The following is a 22,337-nucleotide window of genomic DNA, read 5'->3' as shown; positions in this document are numbered from 1 at the left end:
GGAGCGATGACCCGGCGAAGCACGTTCACCGACCAGTCCGTCACCTATGGCGCGATCGGCGCGACGCTCGACCCCGACCTGCTGCGCTATCCGCCCGCGGGCTTCACGCCCTCCGAGGACTCGGTACGGCTGGGGTCCGGTCGCGAGCGCTTCGAGGCCTCGGCCGAGGCGCTCATGACGTGGGGCATCCAGCAGGGTGCCGGGTTCACCGTGGTCGACGCGTCGCCCGGCACGGGAGCGCAGTACACCGGCATCGCCTACGACGAGTCGGGCGCGCCCCTCGCTGACCAGCCGACGCCGCGCGTCGAGCAGCGCTTCGGCCCCGACGGCACGCCGTACATCAGCGCGGGCATGACGGCGACGCTGCAGCGCCGCGGGCGCTTGCGCACGCGCTCGACGCCGGTCCTCGTCGTGTACGTCGTCGACGAGCCGAACCGGATCGGCTTCGCGTACGGCACGACCGGCGACGCGTCGGAGAACGGCGAGGAGTCGTTCATCCTCGAGCACCGGGACGACGACTCGGTGTGGCTCACCATCCGTTCGGCGTTCGAGCCGAACGGCGGCGTGCGGCGCGTGTTCGGCCCGCTCGTCCGGCGGCGCCGGCGCGAGCTCACCACGCGGGAGCTCCGAGCGCTGCACCCCGCCTTCCCGGTCTGATGGCGGGGCCCCTCCCGCTCGCCGATCCCGCGCCCGCTGACGGCCTGCTGCCGGCGAGTGCGACGACGGATGCCGCGTCCCGCGCGTTCGGGGTCTACCTGCACGTGCCGTTCTGCCGCGTGCGCTGCGGCTACTGCGACTTCAACACGTACACGTCGGGGGAGCTCCGCGGCGCCCGGCAGGAGGACTTCGCCGACCAGGCCGCGGCGGAGGCGCGGTTCGCCCGGGACGTGCTCGAGACATCCGGCGCCCCGGATCGCGCGGCGTCGACGGTCTTCTTCGGCGGCGGCACGCCGACCCTGCTGCCGGCGAACGACCTCGTCCGGATGCTCGACGCCGTGCGCGACGCGTTCGGCATCGCCGACGGCGCCGAGGTGACGACCGAGGCGAACCCCGACTCGGTCGACGCCGACGACCTGCGGCGGCTCGCGGACGGCGGCTTCACGCGCGTCTCGTTCGGCATGCAGTCCGCCGTGCCGCACGTCCTCGCCGCGCTCGACCGGACCCACGACCCGGCGCGGGTCCCGCTCGTCGTCGGGTGGGCGCGCAAGGCAGGACTCGACGTGAGCCTCGACCTCATCTACGGCACCCCCGGCGAGACGCTCGCCGACTGGCGCACGAGCCTCGAGGCCGTGCTGGCCGAGCGGCCCGACCACGTGAGCGCCTACGCGCTCATCGTCGAGGACGGCACGAAGCTCGCTCGGCAGATCCGCCGGGGCGAGCTCGCGACACCCGACGAGGACCTCGAGGCGGACATGTACGAGCTCGCCGACGACCTGCTCGGGCGGGCGGGCTACGAGTGGTACGAGGTCTCGAACTGGGCGACGGATGCCGCGCACCGCTCCCGGCACAACCTCGGCTACTGGCGGGGCGACGACTGGTGGGGCATCGGCCCGGGTGCGCACAGCCATGTCGGCGGCGTCCGCTGGTGGAACGCCAAGCATCCGGCGGCGTACGCGGAGCGCCTCGCGTCCGGGATCTCGCCGGCGGTCGGGCGGGAGACCCTCGACCATGCGACCCGCGAGACCGAGCGCGTGCTCCTCGCGACGCGCATCCGGGAGGGCATGGAGGTCTCGAGCCTGCACGCCGGCGGTCGGCAGGCGGTCGCCGGTCTCATCGCCGACGGGCTCGTGGACGCACGAACCGCCCTCGCCGGGAAGCTCACGCTGACCCGACGAGGGCGGTTGCTGGCGGACGCCGTGGTGCGGCGCCTGCTCGAGACGGTGATCGAGTAGCGCGGAGCGCGTACCGAGATCAGCTGACGAACTTGATGGCCACGGGGTACACGTAGTACTCCCCGTTGTTCGCCTTGATCGCGGCGATGATGCCGAACACGATCGCCGCGATCCAGGCGGCGATCAGGATGAAGATGCCGATGATCACGAACGTGAGGATCGAGCCGACGACGTACGCGATGAGCAGCGTGATCTGGAAGTTCAGCGCGGTCGCGGTGTGCTCGCGGATGAACGGGCCCTTGTCCTTCAGGATCAGGTAGCCGATCAGCGCGGGCAGGAACCCGAACAGGATGCCGCCGATGTGGATGAGCGTCGCCCACAGCTTCTCGTCGGCGGGGCTCAGCGACTGGCTCTGCTGGTACGCGTCGCCCGGGGGCGGCGGCGTCGGCCCGCCCGGAGGCGGCGGCGTCGGCCCGCCCGGCGGGGGCGGCGGCGGACCGCCGGCGGGCGGCGTGGGCGGGGTGGGAGGTGGTGCGTCGGACATGATGCGTGCTCCTCTGTGATCGCGCCCGGAACGGGGGACGTCCACTCATGCTGGCACACGACGACGCGCCGGTCGAGGGAGGCTCGACCGGCGCGTCGGAAGGCTCGTCGCGGCTACTTGATGAGGCGCAGCGCGAAGGGGTAGCGGTAGTGGTTGCCGTCCTTGGCCTGGAGGAACGCGACGATCGAGAAGACGACGCCGAGGATCCAGGGGATGTAGGTCAGGAAGGCCACGAACGCGCCGAACCCGAAGGTCACCACGGTGATGATCGTGGTCAGCACCCAGAGGGCGATCGTGGCGAGCACGAGCGTGATCTGGAAGTTCAGCGCCTCCTTGCCCTCGGTGTTCGTGAACGAGCCGCGGTCCTTGAACACGAGCCAGATGATGAGCGACGGCAGGATGCCGAGGATGCCGCCGAGGTGCGCGAACGATCCCCACTGCACGTCCTGCTCGTGCGAGAGCGGAGCGGCGGAAGCCGGCTGCGGGGCGGCGTTCGGATCACGCGGCGGGAGGTTGGAGTCGGTCATGTCGGGAGCCTTTCGATACGGGGAGGCGCACTCGCCGCGGCCGTGGGCGGCCGTGCGGGGTGCGGGACGATGCACACGCTATCGGCGCGGCGGACCGGGCGGCAACGGTGGTGACCCTGATTTCCGCGATATGATTAGCAGTCACGTGGGCGGAGTGCCAAGCACGCGTCGTCCGGGTCCGATCGGTCGAGGGAAGCGAGGGTCATGGTCTCCGAACGCAGTCTCGCGGTCCTCCGCGCGATCGTGCAGGACTACGTCGAGTCGCGCGAGCCGGTCGGTTCGAAGACGATCGTCGAGCGCCATCACTTCGGGGTCTCGGCCGCGACCATCCGCAACGACATGGCCCTCCTCGAGGAGGAGGAGCTGATCGCAGCCCCGCACACGTCCTCGGGCCGGATCCCGACCGACAAGGGCTACCGGGTGTTCGTCGACCGGCTGGCCGACATCCGCCCGCTCTCGGCCACCCAGCGGCACGCGATCGAGACCTTCCTCGGCGAGTCCAACGACCTCGACGAGCTGCTCGGCCGCACGGTCCGCCTCGTCTCGCAGCTGACCCGCCAGCTCGCCGTCGTGCAGTACCCGAGCTTCGCCCGGGCGCGCGTGCGCCACGTCGAGCTCGTCTCGCTCGCGCCGACGCGCGTGCTCTGCATCCTGATCTCCGACAGCGGGCAGGTCGAGCAGCGTCTCGCCGAGCTCGACCAACCGGTCGACGAGGGCACGCTCGCGCGCCTCCGCGACCGGCTGAACGAGGTCGCCGCCGGCCTCACGATGGCGGATGCCGCTGCGGCGCTGTCCGCCGAGACCGAGCACGCCGACCGCGCCCACGCCGAGGTGCTGCACACGCTCGCGGCGACGCTCGCCGACCAGGCGAACATCACGCGCGCCGACCGGCTCGTCGTCGCTGGCGCCGCGAACCTGGTCCGCACCGAACAGGACTTCGCAGGGAACATCCTCGGCGTCATGGAGGCGATCGAGGAGCAGGTCGTCATCCTCCGCCTCTTCGGCGAGATGGCCGCCGACGACGGCATCGCCGTGCGCATCGGCCGCGAGAACGCCGCCTACGGGCTCGGCGACACCTCCGTGGTGTCCACGTCGTTCGCCGTTCCCGGCCGCGACGTGTCGCGGCTCGGCATCGTCGGCCCCACCCGCATGGACTACTCCCAGAGCATGGCCGCCGTCCGCGCGGTCGCCCGCTACCTCTCCCGCACGCTCGGCGAGAGCTGAACCGCACGGCGCCGCCACGCGGCATCCGTCACCGGCAATCGAAAGGAACCCGCCTCACGTGGCCGACCACTACGAGGTCCTCGGCGTCGCTCGCGACGCCTCCCCGGACGAGATCAAGAAGGCGTACCGCCGGCTCGCTCGCGAGCTCCATCCCGACGTGAACCCGGGCGCCGAGGCGTCCGAGCGGTTCAAGGAGGTCACGCACGCGTACGACGTGCTCTCCGACCCGAAGCAGCGCCAGCAGTACGACCTGGGCGGCCAGGCCGGCTTCGGCGGCGCCGGCGGCGGGTTCGGCGGATTCGGCGACATCTTCGAGACGTTCTTCGGCGCCGGCCAGACCAGCCGCGGCCCGCGGTCCCGTCGCGAGCGCGGCCAGGACGCGCTGATCCGCCTCGAGGTCGGGCTCGACGACGTGATCTTCGGCACCCACCGCGACATCGAGGTCGACACGGCCGTCGTGTGCGAGACCTGCCACGGGTCGTGCTGCCGGCCGGGCACCTCGCCCGTGACGTGCGACATCTGCGGCGGTTCCGGCCACATCCAGCGCGCCGTGCGCTCGCTGCTCGGCAACGTGATGACGTCGAGCCCCTGCGGGTCGTGCCGCGGCCACGGCACGATCATCGCCACGCCGTGCGTGACGTGCCAGGGCCAGGGGCGCGTGCGCGCCCGCCGCACGGTCCCGGTCGACGTGCCGGCCGGCGTCGACACCGGCGTGCGCCTCCAGATGCCGGGCTCCGGCGAAGCCGGCCCCGCGGGAGGGCCGAACGGCGACCTCTACCTCGAGATCAAGGTCGGGAACCACGAGGTCTTCAGCCGCAACGGCGACGACCTGCTCTGCACCCTGGAGGTGCAGATGACGGATGCCGTGCTCGGCACGTCCGCGAAGGTCGCCGCGCTCGACGGCGACGTCGACCTCGAGCTCAAGCCCGGGGTGCAGTCGGGCGAGATCCTGACGGTGAAGGATCGCGGCATCACGCACCTGCGGGGCAGCGGTCGCGGCGACCTCAAGGTCGCCGTGCACGTCGTGACGCCGACGAAGCTCAGCCACAAGGAGCGCGAACTCGTCGAGCAGCTGGCGAAGCACCGCAAGGCGCAGCCGCCGCAGCTCGGCCACTTCCAGCAGGGTCTGTTCGCCCGCCTGCGCGACCGGTTCCTGGGCTGAGCGTCGAGCGGATGCCGCGATGAGCCACCTCTACCTCGACGAATCGCTCGACCTCGCGGCGGTCGCGCCCGGCGATACCGTCGGGCTCGACGGCGACGAGGCGCGGCACGCGGTGACGGTCTCGCGGCTCCGCGTGGGCGAGTCGGTGTCCATCGGCGACGGCCGGGGTCGCGTCGTGCACGGGCCGGTCACGGTCGCCGAGGCGCGCCGGCTCGAGATCGAGGTCGAGGCCGTCGACGACGAGCCGGAGGCGTCGCCCGGGATCACGCTCGTGCAGGCGCTCGCGAAGGGCGACCGCGACGAGCTCGCGATCCAGGCCGCGACCGAGCTCGGCGCGGACCGCATCGTGCCGTGGTCCGCGACCCGATCGGTGTCCCGGTGGGAGGGGCCGAAGGCCGAGAAGGGCCGCGCACGGTGGGCGACCATCGTGCGCGAGGCCGTGAAGCAGTCGCTCCGGGCGCGCATCCCCGCGGTCGAGCCGGTCGCGTCGACGCGCGAGCTCCCGGCGCGACTCGAGGGCGAGCGGATGCTGCTGCTCGTGCCCGGCGCGGAGACGCCGCTGTCCGACATCCGCTCCGACGGTCGCGACCTCGCGCTCGTCGTCGGGCCCGAGGGCGGCATGGATCCGGCCGAGATCGAGCGGCTGCGGGCTGCGGGCGCCGAGCCCGTGCGGCTCGGCGACTCCGTGCTCCGCACCTCGACCGCCGGCCCAGCCGCGATCGCGGTCCTCTCGGTCGCGCTCGGGCGGTGGTGAGCCATCCGTCGCTACGATGGAGGGATGAGCGGAACGGCTGAGCCCACGGTCTTCGAGCGCATCGCGGCCGGCGAGATCCCGGCGAAGATGGTCGCCGAGACCGATCGCGTCATCGCGTTCCACGACATCGCGCCGCAGGCGCCGGTCCACGTGATCGTGACGCCTCGCATCGGACGGCATCGCGACGTCGTCGAGCTCGCCGCCGACGACCCCGAGCTGCTCGCCGAACTCGTCTCGGTGGCCAAGGGCATCGCCGACGAGCTCGCCGACGGGCAGTTCCGGCTCGTCTTCAACACCGGCCCCGACGCGGGCCAGACCGTGTTCCACGTGCACGCCCACGTCCTCGGGGGCGGCCTCAGGGAGGGATCGCTTGGCGGCTGACGACGCGGGAGACCTCCCGCCGACCGGATCCGAGACCCGCTCCGACGAGGAGCGACTGCAGATCGACGGCATCGCCATGGTGCGGCTCCTCGGGCCGCAGGACCGCCTCCTCACGACGATCGAACGGGAGTACCCCGGCGTCGACGTGCACGTGCGCGGCAACGAGATCGCCATCCGCGGAGAGGCCGAGGAGCGGCTCCGCGTCCGCCGCCTCGTCGAGGAGCTCCTCGAGCTCGTCCGCGGCGGCGGCGACCCGACACCCATCGAAGTGAGGAGCTCGGCCCGCATGCTCGACGCCGATCCGAATGCCCGACCGTCCGAACAGCTCGGCCAGGTCATCGTCTCCAGCCGGGGCAAGTCCATCCGGCCGAAGACCGAGGGCCAGCGCGCCTACGTCGATGCCATCGACGAGCACACCATCGTGTTCGGCATCGGGCCGGCCGGCACCGGCAAGACCTACCTCGCGATGGCGAAGGCGGTCCAGGCGCTGCAGCGCAAGGAGGTCAACCGGATCATCCTGACCCGGCCCGCCGTGGAGGCGGGGGAGCGCCTCGGCTTCCTGCCCGGCACGCTCACCGAGAAGATCGATCCGTACCTGCGACCGCTCTACGACGCGCTGAACGAGATGATGGACCCCGAGGTCGTGCCGAAGCTGCTCGCGACGGGCACGGTCGAGGTCGCGCCGCTCGCGTACATGCGCGGCCGCACGTTGAACGACTCGTTCGTGGTGCTCGACGAGGCGCAGAACACGACGCCCGAGCAGATGAAGATGTTCCTCACGCGCCTCGGCTTCGGCTCGAAGATGGTCGTCACCGGCGACATCACCCAGATCGACCTGCCGGGCGGTTCGAGCGGGCTCCGCCTCGTCACGCGGATCCTCGACGGCGTCGAGGACATCCACTTCGCGCGGCTCACGAGCGATGACGTCGTGCGGCACACGCTCGTCGGCCGCATCGTCGACGCATACACCGAGTACGACCAGCGCACGCAGGCGCAGCGCTACGAACGCGAGCAGGCGCGCGAGTTCGCCAACCGCGCCGAGCGCCGCGGCGCCGAGCGGCGCGGCGCGCCGGGCCCCCGTGACCACCTCCCGAGGAAGAGGCAGCCGTGAGCATCGAGATCAACAACGAGTCGTCCGTCGAGGTCGACGAGTCGGCCCTCCAGCGCCTCGCGGTCTACGCGCTCGACGCGATGCACGTGCACGCCGACGCCGAGCTCGCGATCGTGCTCGTCGACGAGGGCGCGATGGAGCAGCTGCACGTGCAGTGGATGGACGAGCCCGGGCCGACCGACGTGCTGAGCTTCCCGATGGACGAGCTGCGCCCGGGCACGGCCGAGGAGCCGGCACCGCCGGGCCTCCTCGGCGACGTCGTGCTCTGCCCGCAGGTCGCCGAGACCCAGGCCAAGGCGGCCGGGCACGCGCTGCTCGACGAGCTGCTGCTGCTCACGACCCACGGCATCCTGCACCTGCTCGGCTTCGACCACGCCGAGCCCGACGAGGAGAAGGAGATGTTCGGGATCCAGCGCGACATCCTCGTCGGCTTCTCGATGCAGGAGCGCCGCCGCTGACCATGCTGCCCTGGCTCTTCCTCGCGGCCGCGCTCGTCCTCGTCGCGTTCGGCGGTCTCATGGCCGCGGTCGACTCCGCGATCGGCGTCATGTCGCGCGCCGACATCGTCGACCTCGCGATCGGCGCCCGCGCCCGCCGCTCGCTCCTCGCGATCGCCGAGGACACCGGCGCGCACGTGAACGCGGTGAACTTCATGCGCATCCTGGCGGAGACGACGGCCGCCGTGCTCGTGACGCTCGCCTTCACGTTCTTCATCGACGAGGTGTGGCTGGTCCTGCTCGTCTCCGCCGCGGTCATGACCGCGGTCTCGTTCGTCCTCGTCGGTGCGAGCCCCCGCAGCGTCGGACGCGCGCACCCGGGCACCGTGCTGCGCCTCTCGGCCCCGCTCATCCGCTTCGTCCGCGCCCTGCTCGGGCCGTTCGCGAACGCGCTGGTCTCGCTCGGGAACCGCGTGACGCCGAGCCGCATCCGCTTCGCCGGCGTCTCCAGCGAGGAGCAGTTGCTCAGCATGGTCGACGAGGCCACCGAGCTCGAGGTGCTCGAGCAGGGCGACCGCGAGCTCATCCACTCGATCTTCGAGTTCAGCGACACGCTCGTGCGCGAGGTCATGGTGCCGCGCACCGACATGGTCACGATCGAGTCGACGGCGCACCTGCCCCAGGCGATGGCGCTGTTCCTCAAGGAGGGCTACTCGCGGATCCCGGTGATCGACCGCGAGGTCGACGACATCGTCGGCGTGCTGTACCTCCGCGACCTCGCCCGGCTCGGCTTCGAGCGCCCGCTCGACGCCGCGGCGCTGACCGTCGCCGACCTCGCACGCCCGGCGGCGTTCGTGCCGGAGTCGATGCGCGCCGATGCGCTGCTCCGACAGATGCAGCTCGAGTCGAACCACCTCGCGATGGTCGTCGACGAGTACGGCGGGATCGCGGGCCTCGCGACCCTCGAGGACCTCATCGAGGAACTCGTCGGCGACATCTCCGACGAGTACGACCGCGAGGCCGCGCAGGTCGAGGAACTCGCGGAGGGGCGATTCCGCGTGAATGCGCGCCTGCCCGTCGACGAGTTGGGCGAGCTGTTCGGCCTCGACCTCGAGGACGAGGACGTGGACTCCGTCGGCGGCCTGCTCGCCAAGGAGCTCGGCCGGCTCCCGGTCCGCGGCGATCGGGCGAGCGTGAGCGGCCTGCTGCTCGAGGCCGAGCGCACCGAGGGGCGTCGCAAGCGCATCGCGACGATCCTCGTCGAGGCCGACCAGGCCCTGATCGACGTCCGCGCGGCATTCGCCGACGAGGAGCCGGCCACCCACGAGGGGATGCACCCATGACCGATTACCGTGCCGGATTCGTCTCCTTCGTGGGGCGCCCCAACGTCGGCAAGTCCACGCTCACGAACGCGCTCGTCGGCGAGAAGGTCGCCATCACGAGCTCGAAGCCGCAGACGACGCGCCGCGCCATCCGGGGCATCGTGCACCGCCCCTACGGCCAGCTCATCGTGGTCGACACCCCGGGGCTGCACCGGCCGCGCACGCTCCTCGGCGAGCGCCTGAACTCGCTCGTGCAGTCGACGCTCGGCGACGTCGACGTCATCGGGTTCTGCGTGCCGGCGAACGAGGCGATCGGTCCGGGGGACCGGTTCATCAACGAGCAGCTCGAGCAGTACCCGCGCGCGAGGAAGGTCGCGATCGTCACGAAGACGGATGCCGCGGGCAAGGCGAAGGTCGCCGAGCAGCTGCTCGCGGTCTCGCAGCTGCGCGAGTGGGACGCGATCATCCCCGTCTCGGCGCCGAAGGCGGAGCAGCTCGACGTGCTCGTCGACGAGCTGCTGCAGTTGATGCCCCAGTCGGAGCATCCGCTCTACCCGGCCGAGACCACGACCGATGAGGACACCGAGGAGCGGATCGCGGAGTTCGTGCGCGAGGCCGCGCTCGAGGGCGTCTCCGACGAGCTGCCGCACTCGATCGCGGTCACGGTCGACGACCTGATCGAGCGCGAGGACAAGGACCTCCTCGAGGTGTACGCGAACCTGTACGTCGAGCGCGACAGCCAGAAGGGCATCATCATCGGCAAGGGCGGCGCGCGCCTCCGCGAGGTGGGCGAGCGGGCCCGCGCACAGATCGAGGCGCTGCTCGGACGGAAGGTCTACCTCGCGCTGCACGTGAAGGTCGCGAAGGACTGGCAGCGCGACCCGAAGCAGCTCGGGCGCCTCGGGTTCTGACGCCGAACGGCCGCGTCAACCGAGCGGATGATTCCGCCTCCGCCGCCGCGGTCGGCCGGAGGACAGGGCGTACCGTGGGGCGGTGAGCATCTCGAACCGGCGCGGCGCGCTCATCGTCGACGGCATCCTCGCGGCGCTGTTCTTCGCGGTCTGCGCGCTGTACGCCCTCGTGGGCGGCTGGCCCGACCTCGTCGTGGTCGTGCTGTTCTCGGCCGCCCTCGTCCTCCGCCGTGCGGCGCCCGGAGCCGCGCTGGTCGTGGCCTGGGTCGCGGCGTGCGCGCAGATGCTGATGCTGCGCGAGCTCCAGCCGGCGGATGCCGCCGTGTTCGCGATCGTCTACTCCAGCTCGGCGCACGGTTCCGCCGCGGTGCGCTGGTGGGGGCTCGGTTCGGCCGGCGCGGGCGCGGTGCTCGCCTCCGCGTACCTCTCCGTGGTGATGCCGATCGCGAGCGGGACCGGCATCGCTCCGGCCGCGGACCCCCTCGGACGGCTGCTGTGGGGCGGCCTCCTCTTCGGTGCCGCGCTGGCGGGCCTCGTGCTCGCCTGGACGATCGGCCTGCTCGTCCGCACGGTGCGCGACTCCCGTGCGCAGCGTCGTCGCGCCGAGCTCGACCGGCGGGAGCGCGAGCACGCCGAGTACCGCTACGTCGTCGAGCAGGAGCGCTCGCGCATCGCGCGCGACATGCACGACGTGGTCGCGCACTCGCTCGCGGTGGTCATCGCGCAGTCCGACGGCGCGCGTTTCGCCGCGCCGACCAGGCCCGAGGCGGCGCTCGACGCGCTCGAGACCATCTCGTCGGTCGCGCGCGACGCGCTCGGCGACGTCCGGCTCCTCCTCGGCGAGCTCAGGCACCGCGAGGGCGAGTCGCCGCAGCCCGCGCTCGACGACCTCCTCGAACAGGTGCGCGGCGCCGGGCTCGACGTGCGGCGCACGGACCGCGGCGAGCCGGTGCCGCTCGGCGCGGGCCACCAGATCGCCGTGTACCGCATCGTGCAGGAAGGGCTCACGAACGCGCTGCGCCACGGCGACACCGCGGCTCCGGTCCACCTGACGCTCGACTGGAGCCCCGCCGGCGTCTCCGTGCAGGTCGAGAACGCCGTGGCGCAGGCCGGCGGGGTCGAGCCCATGCATGATGCGGCACCCGGCCCCCGCCACGGCATCCCCGGAATGCGCGAGCGAGCGGAACTCGCGGGCGGCACGTTCGCCGCCGACCTCCGCGACGACGGGCGCTTCCGCATCACCGCGCGCATCCCCGCGCAGGCCGCCGCATGACCGGCATCCGTGTCGCGCTGGTCGACGACCAGGCCCTGTTCCGCGCCGGCATCCGCATGCTCGTCGAGTCGCAGGCCGACCTCGTGTTCGCCGGCGACGCCGCCGACGGGCGGGCGGCGATCGCCCTGGCCGAGCGGAGCCGACCGGACGTGATGCTCATGGACGTGCGGATGCCGCAGCTCGACGGCATCGCGGCGACCGAGCGCATCCTCGCCGACGCCGAGCGGGACGGCCGGCCGGCGCCCCGCATCCTCGTGCTGACCACGTTCGACCTCGACGAGAACGCCGCCCGAGCGATCCGTGCGGGTGCGAGCGGATTCGTCCTGAAGGACGCGGATCCCGAGTTCCTGCTCGCCGCCATCCGGACCGTGCACCGCGGCAACGCGGTCATGGCGGCCAACGCGACACGGGACCTCATCGCGCACGCGTCGCGGGGCAGCGGCCGCCGCCCCGCCCCCGCAGCGTGGGCCGACCTCACCGCCCGGGAGCGCGACATCTTCGCCCTCGCCGCGAAGGGCCTGTCCAACGCCGAGATCGCGGCGACCGAGTTCCTCAGCGAGGCGACGGTCAAGACGCACCTCAGCCGCGTGCTCGGCAAGCTCGGCCTCCGCGACCGCGTGCAGCTCGTGGTCTTCGCATACGAGCACGACCTGCCGACCGGCTGAGCCGCGCCGACCGGGCATCATCCGAGCGGATGACGCCCTCGCGACCATCGGCGGACGCGACCGGGCCGGGCGTGTCCGTAGCGTCGGCGATATGGAGATCCAACCCTCAGACCTCGGACTCGTCGCCCGCGTCGCCGGCCTCGGCAAACGCTACGGTACGGGCGCCGGCACGGTCACCGCACTCGAGAACGTCTCGCTCGGCCTGCGTCGTGGCGAGTTCACCGCGATCATGGGCCCGTCCGGCTCGGGCAAGTCGACGCTGATGCACATCATGGCCGGGCTCGACTCGCCGACCGGCGGCCGGGTCTGGCTCGGCGACACCGACATCACCGAGCTCCCGGACGGCGCGCTCACCGTGCTCCGCCGACGGCGCGTCGGTTTCGTCTTCCAGGCGTTCAACCTCGTGCCGACGCTCGACGTCGAGGGGAACATCCTGCTGCCGTTCGAACTCGACGGGCGCCGACCGAGCCGGGAGGAGCGCGTCGAGATCGACGCGCTGATCGAGCGCCTGGGGCTCGCCGATCGGCTCGGGCACCGGCCGCACGAGCTCTCGGGCGGACAGCAGCAGCGGGTCGCGATCGCGCGGGCGCTCGCCACGAGGCCCGACCTCGTGTTCGCCGACGAGCCGACGGGCAACCTCGACTCGCGGACCGGCCGGGAGGTGCTCACGATCCTCGCGGACGCGAGCCGCGAACGCGGCCAGTCGATCGCCATGGTCACGCACGATCCCATCGCCGCCGGCCACGCCGACCGCATCCTGTTCCTCGCCGACGGGCGGATCGTCCGCGACGCGCAGCGAACCGGCGCGGAGGAGATCGCCACGTACATGCTCTCGATGGAGCGTGCGGCGTGATCGCCCGCCTCCGCCGCGAGCACGGCCCGACGCTGGTCGTCGCGACGCTCGCCTCGACCTTCGGCGTGGCACTGCTGCAGATCACCGGCTACCTCGGCTCGGCGATGCGCGCCGACGACGTCACCGGGTCGAGCGGCACCGTCGCGCTGATGCTCACGATCATCGCCTGGGTGTTCGTCGTCATCGCGGTCTACGTCAGCGGCGTCGTGACGGCGAACACCGTCGCCACGGTCGTCGCCGGCCGCACCCGCCGGATCGCGCTGCTGCGCCTGCTGGGCTCGACGGCTCGCGCGCAGCGCCGCGCGATCGCCGGGGAGGGACTCGCGATCGGCGCGATCGGCGCCGTGCTGGGCGTCGTGATCGGCACCCTCGTCGCGATCGGGCTCGCGGAGTGGGCCGCTGCAGCGGACGTGCTGCCGAGGACCGGGTACGCGTGGGCCGATCCGGCCGTGCTGCCGCCCGCGATCGTCGCGATCCTGACGACCTGGCTCGCCGCATGGGCGGGCTCCCGCCGCGTGCTCGCCGTGCGCCCCTCCGAGGCGCTCGGCAACGCGGCGGCCCGCTCCCAGGAGGACCTCGCCGCCCGGCGCGGGCGCACCGCGACCGCGGCGACGCTCGCGATCGTCGGCACGCTGCTCCTCCTGGCCGGCGTCGCGCTCGGCCTCATGACGCCGCTCGGCGTGCTCGTCGGGCTCGCCGGCGGCGTGCTCTCGTTCACGGGCATCGTGCTGGGCGCCCACGTGATCATGCCGCCGGTCCTGCGCCTGGTCGGCCGCGCCCTGGGCTCCGCTCCGTCGGCGCGGCTCGCCGCCGAGAACGCCGTCCGCCACCCCGAGCGGAGCTCGCGCATGACGATCGGCCTCGTCATCGGGGTGACGCTCGTCACGATGTTCGCGGTCGCCATGGAGTCGTACCGCGACCTGCTCTTCGCGGCGACGGAGGACCGGCCCGAGATCCGCGCCGGCATCGAGCAGACGGTCTCGGCGACGGTCACCGTGTTCGGGGTCCTCGTGGGCTTCAGCGCGCTCATCGCCGCCGTGGGGCTCGTGAACACGCTCTCGCTCAGCGTGCTGCAGCGCACCCGCGAGCTGGGTCTCCTCCGTGCGCTCGGCTTCGAGCGCCGTCAGCTGCGGACGATGGTGCTCGCCGAGGCGGCCGCGCTCACCGCCGCCGCGACGGTCACGGGCCTCGTGCTCGGCATCTTCTACGGCTGGGCGGGCGCGCAGTCGTTGCTCGGCAGCGTGCAGGGCGAGCCGCTCGTGATCGCGCCATCGATCCCGTGGGGCGTGGTGGGCGTGCTGGTCGTCGCGGCCGGCGTGCTGACCCTCGCGGCCTCGCTCGCGCCGTCGCGGCGCGCGACGTCGGTCTCGCCCGTCGCGGCCCTCGCGATCGAATGACCGGCTGACCGGGGCGGATGCCGCGGGGCGGGTGCCGGGCCGTGGGGGACCGTCGTCCGCCCCGTCTCCGCCCCCGGTGCGACGCCGCCCCGCGGCATCCCTCGCCGTCATGGTTGCGCTCGCCGGCCCGGGCGGTGTTAGCCTAGGTCCGTGCTTCACGGCCTGCTTCTCCTTAGCTGCCGCAGCGAGTCCTAGTCACAGGCCTCCCTCGCTGCGGAGTTCGTCGTCGGCTGAAACCCCCGAAGAGCGAGAAGAGCACCCAATGCAGAACCACCAGAAGCCGTCGGCGATGCCCGTCCATCGGTATCGCCCCTTCCATGAGCAGATCCGCGTCGACCTGCCCGATCGCACATGGCCGTCCAAGCGCATCGAGACGGCACCGCGCTGGTGCGCCGTCGACCTGCGCGACGGCAACCAGGCGCTCATCGACCCGATGAGCCCCGAGCGCAAGCGCATCATGTTCGACCTGCTCGTCAGGATGGGCTACAAGGAGATCGAGGTCGGCTTCCCGAGCGCGAGCCAGACCGACTTCGACTTCGTGCGCAGCCTCATCGAGGAGGACGCGATCCCCGAGGACGTCACGATCCAGGTGCTCACCCAGGCCCGCGACCACCTTATCGAACGCACCTACGAGGCGATCCGCGGCGCGAAGCAGGCCATCGTGCACCTCTACAACTCGACGAGCGTGCTGCAGCGCGAGGTCGTGTTCCGCACCGACCGGCAGGGGGTCGTCGACATCGCCCTGCACGGTGCGCGCAAGTGCCGCGAGATGGAGGCGACCGTGCCCGGCACGACCGTCTACTACGAGTACTCGCCCGAGAGCTACACCGGCACCGAGCTCGAGTTCGCGGTCGACGTCTGCAACCAGGTCCTCGAGATCTTCGAGCCCACGCCGGAGCGGAAGGTCATCATCAACCTGCCCGCGACCGTGGAGATGGCGACCCCCAACGTCTACGCCGATTCGATCGAGTGGATGAGCCGGCACCTGGCGTACCGTGAGAACGTCCTCCTGTCGCTGCACCCGCACAACGACCGGGGCACCGCGATCGCGGCCGCCGAGCTCGGTTACCTGGCCGGCGCCGACCGCATCGAGGGCTGCCTGTTCGGCAACGGCGAGCGCACCGGCAACGTCGACCTCGTCGCACTCGCGATGAACCTCTTCACGCAGGGCATCGACCCGCAGGTCGACCTGTCCGACATGGACGAGATCAAGCGCACCGCGGAGTACTGCAACCAGCTGCCCGTTCCCGAGCGCAGCCCGTGGGCCGGCGACCTGGTCTACACCGCGTTCTCCGGATCGCACCAGGACGCGATCAAGAAGGGCTTCGAGGCCATGGAGGCCAAGGCCGCCGAACGAGGCGGCTCGGTCGACGACCTGGTCTGGGCCGTTCCGTACCTGCCCGTCGACCCGAAGGACATCGGCCGCAACTACGAGGCCGTGATCCGCGTGAACTCGCAGTCGGGCAAGGGCGGCGTCGCGTACCTCCTGAAGACCGACCACTCGCTCGACCTGCCGCGCCGCCTGCAGATCGAGTTCTCCGGGGTCGTGCAGGCGAAGACGGATGCCGAGGGCGGCGAGGTCACGAGCGACGAGATCTGGTCGATCTTCACCGACGAGTACCTGCCCGCGCCGCAGGAGCGCCCCGACGAGAAGTGGGGCCGCTTCGAGCTGCTGTCGATGCGCAGCGAGAGCGACCTGACCGGTGAGGTCCGGGTCCGGGTCGGCCTGCGCGACGGCGACGAGCGCGTCGACGCCGACGGATCGGGCAACGGGCCGGTGGCCGCGTTCCTCTCCGTGCTCGCGGCCGAGGGCGTCGACGTCCGCGTGCTCGACTACAGCGAGCACGCGATGTCGGCCGGTGGCGACGCGATCGCGGCGGCCTACGTCGAGTGCCAGGTCGAGGGCCGCACGCTCTGGGGCGTCGGCATCGACGCCGACATCTCGACGGCGTCGCTCAAGGCCGTCGTGTCGGCCGTGAATCGTGCGCTCCGCGCGGTGCGCGTGCGCGAGGAGGCCCAGGAGCCCGCGCTGGCCTGATCGATGCGTGCGCGGGCGGGCTGCAGCATCCGTCGTCGCCCGCCCGCGATCACGCGGCGCCGTCGACGCATCGCACGACGGAGGCATCGCGGGCCGGCGTCAGGCCCGGCGCCACACGCGCCAGCTGCCGATCGCCCGCTGCTCGGGCAGGCTCCACCCGAACCGGACCGACAGCAGGCGGATGACGGTCGTCACGACCACGCACGCGATCGCCGCGACCAGGATGTTGGCGCCGACGAGCACCATCGTCACGAGGAGGACCGTCCCGCCCGCGGCGGCGACCGCGTAGAGCGAGCCGACGTGCATGAGCGCGATGGGCAGGTTCAGCGTCACGTCGCGGAGGATCGACCCGCCGACGGCCGCGACCACGCCGACGAAGACCGCCGGCACCTCGGGCACGCCGTACGCGAGCGCCTTCGTGGTGCCGATCGCCGCGAACAGGCCGATCGTGACCGCGTCGAGGGCGATGATGAGCGAGTTCAGCCGATCGAAGATCCGGATGAGGAGCATCCCGACGAGCGCCGCGGCCGTCGCGACGACGAGGTACCAGTTGCTCCGCATCGCGGCCGGCAGCTGGTTCAGCAGCAGGTCGCGCAGCAGGCCGCCGCCGAGTCCGACGATGATGCCGATGAGCGCGACGCCGAGCAGGTCTATTCGGTGCTCCTTGATCCGCGAGGCGAACATCGCGCCCTGCAGGGCGCCGATGCCGACCGCCGCGAGGTCGGCCCAGAGCGGGATCGTGAAGGGCGCGACCGTCATGCACCGGTTCTACCACGACGGATGCCGCGGCTCGCGTCAGCGCGCGCGGGCGAGGTGCTCCTCGAATCCGATGCGCCCGTACGGCTCTCCCGGAACCAGGTTGGCGCCCGATGCGAACGCCTCGAAACGCGAGCCGGGGAGCCGGAACGCGACCGTCGGTCGGCGTGAGCCGCGCGCGGCGAGCCACGCGCGTGCGAGGTCGCGTGCGGTGCGCACCTCGGGTCCGCCGATGTCGGGTGCGATGCCCAGCACGTCGTCGTCGAGGAGCTCGATCAGGCGGGTCGCGACGTCGTCGACCGAGATCGGCTGGAACGAGAACGCCGGCGCGAACACCACCGGCGAGAACCGCTGCGCGCGGAACAGCGTCGCGACGAGGTCGTGGAACTGCGTCGCGCGCAGCGTGGTCCAACGCAGGCGGGACTCCGCGATGATCCGCTCCGAGGCGCGCTTGCCGCCGTAGTAGGCGAGCGGGATCCGATCGATCCCGACGATCGAGGAGTACAGGATGCGCGGCCGGCCCTCGTGCTCTGCCGCGTCCACGAGCCGACGGGTGATCTCGGTGTCGTCGCGGCTCGTCGTGGCGAGGTGCAGCACGGCGACGACGCCGTCCAGCGCGGCACGGAGCCCCTCGCCGGTCTCGAGGTCGCCGCGCAGGGTGCCCGGCGCGCCCGAGCGGCTGAGCACGCGCACGTCGTCGCCGCGGTCGCGCAGCCGCCGCACGACGGCGCGGCCGAGCGTGCCGGTGCCGCCGGTGACGAGGACGGGTGCGGACGACGTGGTCACCCGACCATTCTGCCGTTCCCGCGGCGCGCGGTGCGCCGAGCCGGCCGGGCGGCATCCGTCATCGACGGACCGACGGTCGGCGCGCGCACGGGCCGCGCGGGGGCGGTCGGTGGGAGAATCGACGGGTGCCCGTGTACCGAGATGACGCCGTCGTGCTGCGCACGCACAAGCTGGGCGAGGCCGACCGGATCGTCACGTTGCTCACGCGACGCCACGGCAAGATCCGCGCGGTCGCGCGCGGCGTCCGGCGCACGGCGTCGAAGTTCGGCTCACGGCTCGAACCCTTCATGGTCGCCGACCTCCAGCTCTACGAGGGCCGGACCCTCGACGTGATCACGCAGGCCGAGTCGATCGGCGCGTACGGCGCCGAGATCAGCCAGGACTACGCCGCGTACACCGCAGCGAACGCCATGGTCGAGGCCGCGGATCGCCTCACCGAGGCCGAGGGGTCGCTGCAGCAGTACCTGCTGCTCGTCGGCGCGCTCCGCTCCCTGTCGCGACGCGAGCACGGACCCGATCTCACGCTCGACTCCTACCTGCTGCGCGCGCTGTCGATCGCCGGGTGGGCGCCGAGCTTCGAGGACTGCTCGCGCTGCGGGGCCCCCGGGCCGCACACGGCGGTCGTCGTCCAGCTCGGCGGCGTCGTGTGCGAGGCGTGCGCCCCGCCCGGCACGGCGCGCATCGCGCCGAGCACCGTTCACCTGCTCGGCGCGCTCCTCGCGGGCGACTGGGCGATCGCCGAGGCGTCGTCGCAACGCGACCGCGGGCAGGCGAGCGGTATCGTCGCCGCGTACGCCCAATGGCATCTCGAGCGCGGACTGCGCTCCCTCTCCCACGTCTCCCGAGGAACGGCTCCAGAGTGACCCCCAAGCCCTACACCCACAAGGACGCGGTGCCCTACCGCCCGCTCGACTGGACCGGCCTCACCCCGCCCGCGTTCCCCAAGGGCGCGGTGCCGGAGCACGTCGCGATCGTCATGGACGGCAACGGCCGCTGGGCGAACCGGCAGGGCCTCACGCGCATCGAGGGCCACAAGGCCGGCGAGGAGGTGCTGCTCGATGTCGTCGCCGGCGCCATCCAGGCGGGCGTGAAGCACCTCTCGGTCTACGCGTTCTCGACCGAGAACTGGAAGCGGTCGCCCGACGAGGTGCGCTTCCTCATGGGCTACAACCGCGACGTGCTGCACCGCCGCCGCGACCAGCTCAACGAGTGGAACGTGCGCATCAAGTGGGCGGGTCGCCGGCCGCGCCTCTGGAAGTCGGTCATCGACGAGCTGCAGGTCGCCGAGCGGCTCACCGCGGGCAACACCGGTCTGCAGTTCACGATGTGCGTGAACTACGGGGGACGCAACGAGCTCGTCGACGCGGTCCGCGCGATCGCCGACGACGTCGCGGCCGGCCGCATCCGTCCGTCGGCGGTGTCGGAGAAGCTCATCGAGCGGCATCTCTACGTGCCCGACATGCCCGACGTCGACCTGTTCGTCCGCAGCTCGGGGGAGCAGCGCACCTCGAACTTCCTGCTCTGGCAGTCGGCGTACGCCGAGATGGTGTTCCTCGACACGCTCTGGCCCGACTTCAGCCGCATCGAGCTCTGGACGGCGATCGAGCTCTACGCCTCGCGCAACCGCCGCTTCGGCGGCGCGGTCGACGCGCCGACCGCCGTGGCGCCCGAGGGCGTGTAGGCGGTCGACGCGGCCGGCACGGGCTGCAGCCGATTCGTGCCGGTGCGGGAATACGCGCGCCGAAGCATCCGTTCGCATACATCGTGAGTTCCCCCATCAAGATCGACATCTGGTCCGACATCGCCTGCCCCTGGTGCTACATCGGCAAGCGCCACCTCGAGGCGGGCATCGCCGCCCTCGGCGACGACGCGCCGGAGGTCGAGATCGAGTACCACTCGTTCGAGCTCTCGCCGGACACCCCGCTCGACTTCGAGGGCTCGACGACCGAGTACCTCTCGAAGGCCAAGGGCATGCCGCTCGACCGCGTCGAGCAGATGCTCGAGCACGTGACCGGCGTCGCCGCGCAGGCCGGGCTCGAGTACCACTTCGAGACCGTCGCGCACACCAAGACGCTGAAGGGCCACGAGCTGCTCCACCTCGCGAAGGCGCACGGCGTGCAGCTCGAGATGAAGGAGCGCCTGCTCAAGGCGTACTTCACCGAGGGCGGCCGCGTGAACCGCATCGACGAGCTCGTCGGCTGGGCGGTCGAGCTCGGCATCGATGCCGACGAGGCGCGCGAGGTGCTCGAGACGGGTCGCTACGGGGACGACGTGCAGGCCGACATCGCGCAGGCCCGCGCATACGGCATCCAGGGGGTGCCGTTCTTCGTGTTCGAGGGCAAGTACGGCGTCTCGGGCGCGCAGCCGCCCGAGGTCTTCGCCCAGGTGCTCCAGCAGGTCGACGGCGAACGCGACGGGGCCGCGGCGTGAACCCCGAGACCGAGACGGATGTCGCGCCCTCGCCGTTCACGATGGTCGGCACCGGTCCGGGCATGGTGTGCGAGGGCGACGTGTGCCTCGTGCCCGGCTCCGCGGCACCGGTGGTCGAGTAGCGCGCAGCGCGGTTCGCGACCCGTTGCCCGGCGATCGAGTGCGCGCAGCGCGTTCCGAGACCCTTCCGGGCCGTCGGTCACTCGGGGTCGCTGATGTCGGCGACGGTCGCGTCGAATGCGGCGATCAGCGCGTCGGCATCGACGAACACGCTGCGTCCGTGCTCGCCGGCGCCCATCGAGACGCGGCGGCCGATGATGGTCTCGTCGGCGACGACCGGCCACTCGATGCTCGAGCCGAGCGGCGTGATCGTGCCGCGTTCGTATCCGGTCGCGGCGAGCGCGAGCGAGGCGTCGGGCAGCTGGAGCTTGTTCACCGCGAGCAGGGCGCGGAGCTTCGGCCAGCTGATCTTTCGGCCGCCGGGGACGAGCGCGAACACGTACGTGTCGTCGCTGCGCTTGACGACGAGCGACTTGACGATGTCGCCGGGTTCGATGCCCATCAGCGCGGCGGCCTCCTCGAGGCTCCTCGCCGCGGGGCGCTCGATCACCTCGACCTCGAGGCCGCGGTTTCGGGCATCCGCCTGAACCCGCTCGACCCCGTCCAACCCGGCGAAGCGCGTCATACCGTCCTCCCCACTGCCACCATGCCCGAATCCTATGCGCGGTCGCCGCGCGCCCGGGCGGAACCGGCCCGCGGTCTGGGAGAATCGATGACGATGCCAACGACCACGACCCCCGCCCCCACGCTCACGATCGGCGGCCTCGACCTCGAGGTGCCGGTCGTGCTCGCGCCCATGGCGGGCATCACCAACACGGCGTTCCGCCGACTGTGCCGCGAGTTCGGCGCCGGGCTCTACGTCTCCGAGATGATCACGAGCCGCGCGCTCGTCGAGCGCACGCCCGAGTCGATGCGGCTCATCACGCATCACGAGTCCGAGACGCCCCGCTCGATCCAGCTGTACGGCGTCGACCCGAAGACGGTCGCCGAAGCGGTGACGATGCTCGTCGCGGAGGACCGCGCCGATCACATCGACCTGAACTTCGGCTGCCCCGTGCCGAAGGTCACCCGCAAGGGCGGGGGAGCGGCGCTGCCGTGGAAGTCGGGCCTGTTCCGCGACATCGTCGAGGGCGCCGTGAAGGCTGCGGGCGACGTTCCCCTCACGGTGAAGATGCGCAAGGGCATCGACGCCGACCACCTCACCTACCTCGACGCCGGTCGCATCGCCGAGGGCGCCGGGGTCGCGTCGATCGCGCTGCACGCGCGCACCGCGTCCGAGTTCTACTCCGGCCATGCCGATTGGCCGGCGATCGCGAAGCTCAAGGAGACCGTCACGAGCGTCCCCGTGCTCGGCAACGGCGACATCTGGTCGGCCGACGATGCGCTTCGCATGGTCGACGAGACGGGGTGCGACGGCGTCGTGGTGGGGCGCGGATGCCTCGGGCGCCCGTGGCTCTTCGGCGACCTCGCGGCGGCCTTCCGCGGCGAGCAGGCCAAGGCCGAGCCGACGCTCGGCGAGGTCGCGCGGACCTTCCGGCGGCACGCCGAGCTGCTGACGGAGTTCTTCGACAGCGAGGAGCGCGGCTGCCGCGACATCCGCAAGCACGTCGCGTGGTACTTCAAGGGCTACCCGGTCGGCGGCGACCTGCGCGCGAGGCTCGCGACCGTCGAGTCGCTCGCGCAGCTCGACGACCTCCTCGGCACGCTCGACTGGTCGACGCCGTACCCGGGCGAGGGCGCCGAGGGTCCGCGCGGCCGAGCGGGCACGCCGAAGAACCCCGCGCTGCCCGACGGCTGGCTCGACTCGCAGGACCTCGCGGGCCACGACCGGGCGACGCTCGTCGACGCCGAGCTCGACACGAGCGGCGGCTGAC

At 72.1% G+C, this 22,337-nt stretch carries 25 protein-coding genes; 20 read left to right on the top strand and 5 right to left on the bottom strand.

All coding sequences use genetic code 11. The features are described 5' to 3' along the window. The first annotated feature begins 6 nt into the window (after positions 1 to 6). Both ACQ393_RS09620 and hemW read left to right on the top strand, forming a co-directional pair. Entirely contained in the window at positions 7 to 657 is a 651-nt protein-coding gene (locus ACQ393_RS09620; RefSeq protein ID WP_430646601.1) for a DUF1990 family protein, read from the top strand. Continuing rightward, positions 657 to 1,892 carry a radical SAM family heme chaperone HemW gene (hemW, locus tag ACQ393_RS09615; RefSeq protein WP_430646600.1) on the top strand — a complete coding sequence of 412 codons (1,236 nt, stop codon included), beginning with the start codon at positions 657 to 659 and terminating at the stop codon, positions 1,890 to 1,892. The genes ACQ393_RS09620 and hemW overlap by 1 nt, the downstream gene beginning before the upstream one ends. A 19-nt stretch (positions 1,893 to 1,911) precedes the next feature. Here the strand turns inward: hemW and ACQ393_RS09610 are convergent, their stop codons facing one another. Both ACQ393_RS09610 and ACQ393_RS09605 read right to left on the bottom strand, forming a co-directional pair. Further along, a complete protein-coding gene (locus ACQ393_RS09610; protein ID WP_430646599.1) occupies positions 1,912 to 2,376 on the bottom strand; it encodes a DUF4870 domain-containing protein in 465 nt (154 codons plus the stop codon). Positions 2,377 to 2,489: 113 nt separating this feature from the next. Beyond that, entirely contained in the window at positions 2,490 to 2,903 is a 414-nt protein-coding gene (locus ACQ393_RS09605; RefSeq protein WP_430646598.1) for a DUF4870 domain-containing protein, read from the bottom strand. A gap of 204 nt (positions 2,904 to 3,107) precedes the next feature. Between ACQ393_RS09605 and hrcA the strand changes: the two genes are divergently transcribed. From hrcA to leuA, 13 genes are all read left to right on the top strand, one after another. Next, positions 3,108 to 4,127, top strand: a complete 1,020-nt coding sequence (hrcA, locus tag ACQ393_RS09600; protein WP_430646597.1) for a heat-inducible transcriptional repressor HrcA — start codon at positions 3,108 to 3,110, stop codon at positions 4,125 to 4,127. Between the two features lie 58 nt (positions 4,128 to 4,185). Then, positions 4,186 to 5,289 carry a molecular chaperone DnaJ gene (gene dnaJ, locus ACQ393_RS09595; RefSeq protein ID WP_430646596.1) on the top strand — a complete coding sequence of 368 codons (1,104 nt, stop codon included), beginning with the start codon at positions 4,186 to 4,188 and terminating at the stop codon, positions 5,287 to 5,289. A gap of 19 nt (positions 5,290 to 5,308) precedes the next feature. Then, positions 5,309 to 6,043, top strand: coding sequence for a 16S rRNA (uracil(1498)-N(3))-methyltransferase (locus ACQ393_RS09590; RefSeq protein WP_430646595.1), 735 nt, complete (start codon positions 5,309 to 5,311; stop codon positions 6,041 to 6,043). A gap of 24 nt (positions 6,044 to 6,067) precedes the next feature. Beyond that, positions 6,068 to 6,424 carry a histidine triad nucleotide-binding protein gene (locus ACQ393_RS09585; RefSeq protein ID WP_430646594.1) on the top strand — a complete coding sequence of 119 codons (357 nt, stop codon included), beginning with the start codon at positions 6,068 to 6,070 and terminating at the stop codon, positions 6,422 to 6,424. 76 nt (positions 6,425 to 6,500) lie between these two features. After that, the gene (locus tag ACQ393_RS09580) at positions 6,501 to 7,535 is read left to right on the top strand and encodes a PhoH family protein (protein WP_430646719.1); all 1,035 of its coding nucleotides are present in this window, start codon (positions 6,501 to 6,503) and stop codon (positions 7,533 to 7,535) included. Beyond that, positions 7,532 to 7,993, top strand: coding sequence for an rRNA maturation RNase YbeY (gene ybeY / locus ACQ393_RS09575; RefSeq protein ID WP_430646593.1), 462 nt, complete (start codon positions 7,532 to 7,534; stop codon positions 7,991 to 7,993). Before ACQ393_RS09580 ends, ybeY begins: the two co-directional genes overlap by 4 nt. 2 nt (positions 7,994 to 7,995) lie before the next feature. Next, a complete protein-coding gene (locus ACQ393_RS09570; RefSeq protein ID WP_430646592.1) occupies positions 7,996 to 9,315 on the top strand; it encodes a hemolysin family protein in 1,320 nt (439 codons plus the stop codon). Beyond that, the gene (gene era / locus ACQ393_RS09565) at positions 9,312 to 10,205 is read left to right on the top strand and encodes a GTPase Era (protein ID WP_430646591.1); all 894 of its coding nucleotides are present in this window, start codon (positions 9,312 to 9,314) and stop codon (positions 10,203 to 10,205) included. The genes ACQ393_RS09570 and era overlap by 4 nt, the downstream gene beginning before the upstream one ends. Before the next feature lie 82 nt (positions 10,206 to 10,287). Next, positions 10,288 to 11,478, top strand: coding sequence for a sensor histidine kinase (locus tag ACQ393_RS09560; protein ID WP_430646590.1), 1,191 nt, complete (start codon positions 10,288 to 10,290; stop codon positions 11,476 to 11,478). Beyond that, a complete protein-coding gene (locus ACQ393_RS09555; protein WP_430646589.1) occupies positions 11,475 to 12,143 on the top strand; it encodes a response regulator in 669 nt (222 codons plus the stop codon). Before ACQ393_RS09560 ends, ACQ393_RS09555 begins: the two co-directional genes overlap by 4 nt. Before the next feature lie 91 nt (positions 12,144 to 12,234). Beyond that, entirely contained in the window at positions 12,235 to 12,996 is a 762-nt protein-coding gene (locus ACQ393_RS09550) for an ABC transporter ATP-binding protein (RefSeq protein WP_430646588.1), read from the top strand. After that, positions 12,993 to 14,393 carry an FtsX-like permease family protein gene (locus tag ACQ393_RS09545; protein WP_430646587.1) on the top strand — a complete coding sequence of 467 codons (1,401 nt, stop codon included), beginning with the start codon at positions 12,993 to 12,995 and terminating at the stop codon, positions 14,391 to 14,393. Before ACQ393_RS09550 ends, ACQ393_RS09545 begins: the two co-directional genes overlap by 4 nt. Before the next feature lie 262 nt (positions 14,394 to 14,655). Beyond that, on the top strand, positions 14,656 to 16,431 hold the full coding sequence (gene leuA, locus ACQ393_RS09540; protein ID WP_430646586.1) for a 2-isopropylmalate synthase: 1,776 nt from the start codon (positions 14,656 to 14,658) through the stop codon (positions 16,429 to 16,431). A gap of 99 nt (positions 16,432 to 16,530) precedes the next feature. Here the strand turns inward: leuA and ACQ393_RS09535 are convergent, their stop codons facing one another. Both ACQ393_RS09535 and ACQ393_RS09530 read right to left on the bottom strand, forming a co-directional pair. Beyond that, entirely contained in the window at positions 16,531 to 17,190 is a 660-nt protein-coding gene (locus ACQ393_RS09535) for a trimeric intracellular cation channel family protein (protein ID WP_430646585.1), read from the bottom strand. A 36-nt stretch (positions 17,191 to 17,226) separates the two neighbouring features. Further along, on the bottom strand, positions 17,227 to 17,973 hold the full coding sequence (locus ACQ393_RS09530) for an SDR family oxidoreductase (protein WP_430646584.1): 747 nt from the start codon (positions 17,971 to 17,973) through the stop codon (positions 17,227 to 17,229). Positions 17,974 to 18,098: 125 nt separating this feature from the next. Between ACQ393_RS09530 and recO the strand changes: the two genes are divergently transcribed. From recO to ACQ393_RS09510, 4 genes are all read left to right on the top strand, one after another. After that, on the top strand, positions 18,099 to 18,836 hold the full coding sequence (gene recO, locus ACQ393_RS09525) for a DNA repair protein RecO (protein ID WP_430646583.1): 738 nt from the start codon (positions 18,099 to 18,101) through the stop codon (positions 18,834 to 18,836). Then, positions 18,833 to 19,654 carry an isoprenyl transferase gene (locus ACQ393_RS09520; RefSeq protein WP_430646582.1) on the top strand — a complete coding sequence of 274 codons (822 nt, stop codon included), beginning with the start codon at positions 18,833 to 18,835 and terminating at the stop codon, positions 19,652 to 19,654. The genes recO and ACQ393_RS09520 overlap by 4 nt, the downstream gene beginning before the upstream one ends. Before the next feature lie 83 nt (positions 19,655 to 19,737). After that, entirely contained in the window at positions 19,738 to 20,403 is a 666-nt protein-coding gene (locus tag ACQ393_RS09515) for a DsbA family oxidoreductase (RefSeq protein WP_430646581.1), read from the top strand. After that, on the top strand, positions 20,400 to 20,525 hold the full coding sequence (locus ACQ393_RS09510) for a hypothetical protein (RefSeq protein WP_430646580.1): 126 nt from the start codon (positions 20,400 to 20,402) through the stop codon (positions 20,523 to 20,525). The genes ACQ393_RS09515 and ACQ393_RS09510 overlap by 4 nt, the downstream gene beginning before the upstream one ends. A 77-nt stretch (positions 20,526 to 20,602) precedes the next feature. On the opposite strand, the gene ACQ393_RS09505 is transcribed toward ACQ393_RS09510, so the two are convergent. Further along, positions 20,603 to 21,088 (bottom strand): aminoacyl-tRNA deacylase, encoded by a 486-nt coding sequence (locus tag ACQ393_RS09505; RefSeq protein ID WP_430646579.1) that lies wholly within the window; start codon positions 21,086 to 21,088, stop codon positions 20,603 to 20,605. A gap of 93 nt (positions 21,089 to 21,181) precedes the next feature. Here ACQ393_RS09505 and dusB point away from each other — a divergent pair, with 93 nt between their 5' ends. After that, entirely contained in the window at positions 21,182 to 22,336 is a 1,155-nt protein-coding gene (gene dusB / locus ACQ393_RS09500) for a tRNA dihydrouridine synthase DusB (protein WP_430646578.1), read from the top strand. Position 22,337 lies beyond the last annotated feature (1 nt).

The organism is Agromyces sp. GXS1127 (assembly GCF_050565425.1).
Classification (GTDB): domain Bacteria; phylum Actinomycetota; class Actinomycetes; order Actinomycetales; family Microbacteriaceae; genus Agromyces.
Note: the sequence above shows the minus strand (reverse complement) of the source record. Positions and strands in the feature narration are given on the sequence as shown.

What these genes read in the sequence shown, in the direction of transcription:
- ACQ393_RS09620 (WP_430646601.1), top strand. Translation starts at nt 7, where the DNA reads ATGACCCGGCGAAGCACGTTCACCGACCAGTCCGTCACCTATGGCGCG.
- ACQ393_RS09580 (WP_430646719.1), top strand. Translation starts at nt 6,501, where the DNA reads ATGGTGCGGCTCCTCGGGCCGCAGGACCGCCTCCTCACGACGATCGAA.
- ACQ393_RS09590 (WP_430646595.1), top strand. Translation starts at nt 5,309, where the DNA reads ATGAGCCACCTCTACCTCGACGAATCGCTCGACCTCGCGGCGGTCGCG.
- ACQ393_RS09570 (WP_430646592.1), top strand. Translation starts at nt 7,996, where the DNA reads ATGCTGCCCTGGCTCTTCCTCGCGGCCGCGCTCGTCCTCGTCGCGTTC.
- ACQ393_RS09535 (WP_430646585.1), bottom strand. Translation starts at nt 17,190, where the DNA reads ATGACGGTCGCGCCCTTCACGATCCCGCTCTGGGCCGACCTCGCGGCG.
- ACQ393_RS09550 (WP_430646588.1), top strand. Translation starts at nt 12,235, where the DNA reads ATGGAGATCCAACCCTCAGACCTCGGACTCGTCGCCCGCGTCGCCGGC.
- hemW (WP_430646600.1), top strand. Translation starts at nt 657, where the DNA reads ATGGCGGGGCCCCTCCCGCTCGCCGATCCCGCGCCCGCTGACGGCCTG.
- hrcA (WP_430646597.1), top strand. Translation starts at nt 3,108, where the DNA reads ATGGTCTCCGAACGCAGTCTCGCGGTCCTCCGCGCGATCGTGCAGGAC.
- leuA (WP_430646586.1), top strand. Translation starts at nt 14,656, where the DNA reads ATGCAGAACCACCAGAAGCCGTCGGCGATGCCCGTCCATCGGTATCGC.
- era (WP_430646591.1), top strand. Translation starts at nt 9,312, where the DNA reads ATGACCGATTACCGTGCCGGATTCGTCTCCTTCGTGGGGCGCCCCAAC.
- ACQ393_RS09505 (WP_430646579.1), bottom strand. Translation starts at nt 21,088, where the DNA reads ATGACGCGCTTCGCCGGGTTGGACGGGGTCGAGCGGGTTCAGGCGGAT.
- dusB (WP_430646578.1), top strand. Translation starts at nt 21,182, where the DNA reads ATGCCAACGACCACGACCCCCGCCCCCACGCTCACGATCGGCGGCCTC.
- ACQ393_RS09555 (WP_430646589.1), top strand. Translation starts at nt 11,475, where the DNA reads ATGACCGGCATCCGTGTCGCGCTGGTCGACGACCAGGCCCTGTTCCGC.
- ACQ393_RS09585 (WP_430646594.1), top strand. Translation starts at nt 6,068, where the DNA reads ATGAGCGGAACGGCTGAGCCCACGGTCTTCGAGCGCATCGCGGCCGGC.
- ACQ393_RS09610 (WP_430646599.1), bottom strand. Translation starts at nt 2,376, where the DNA reads ATGTCCGACGCACCACCTCCCACCCCGCCCACGCCGCCCGCCGGCGGT.
- ACQ393_RS09605 (WP_430646598.1), bottom strand. Translation starts at nt 2,903, where the DNA reads ATGACCGACTCCAACCTCCCGCCGCGTGATCCGAACGCCGCCCCGCAG.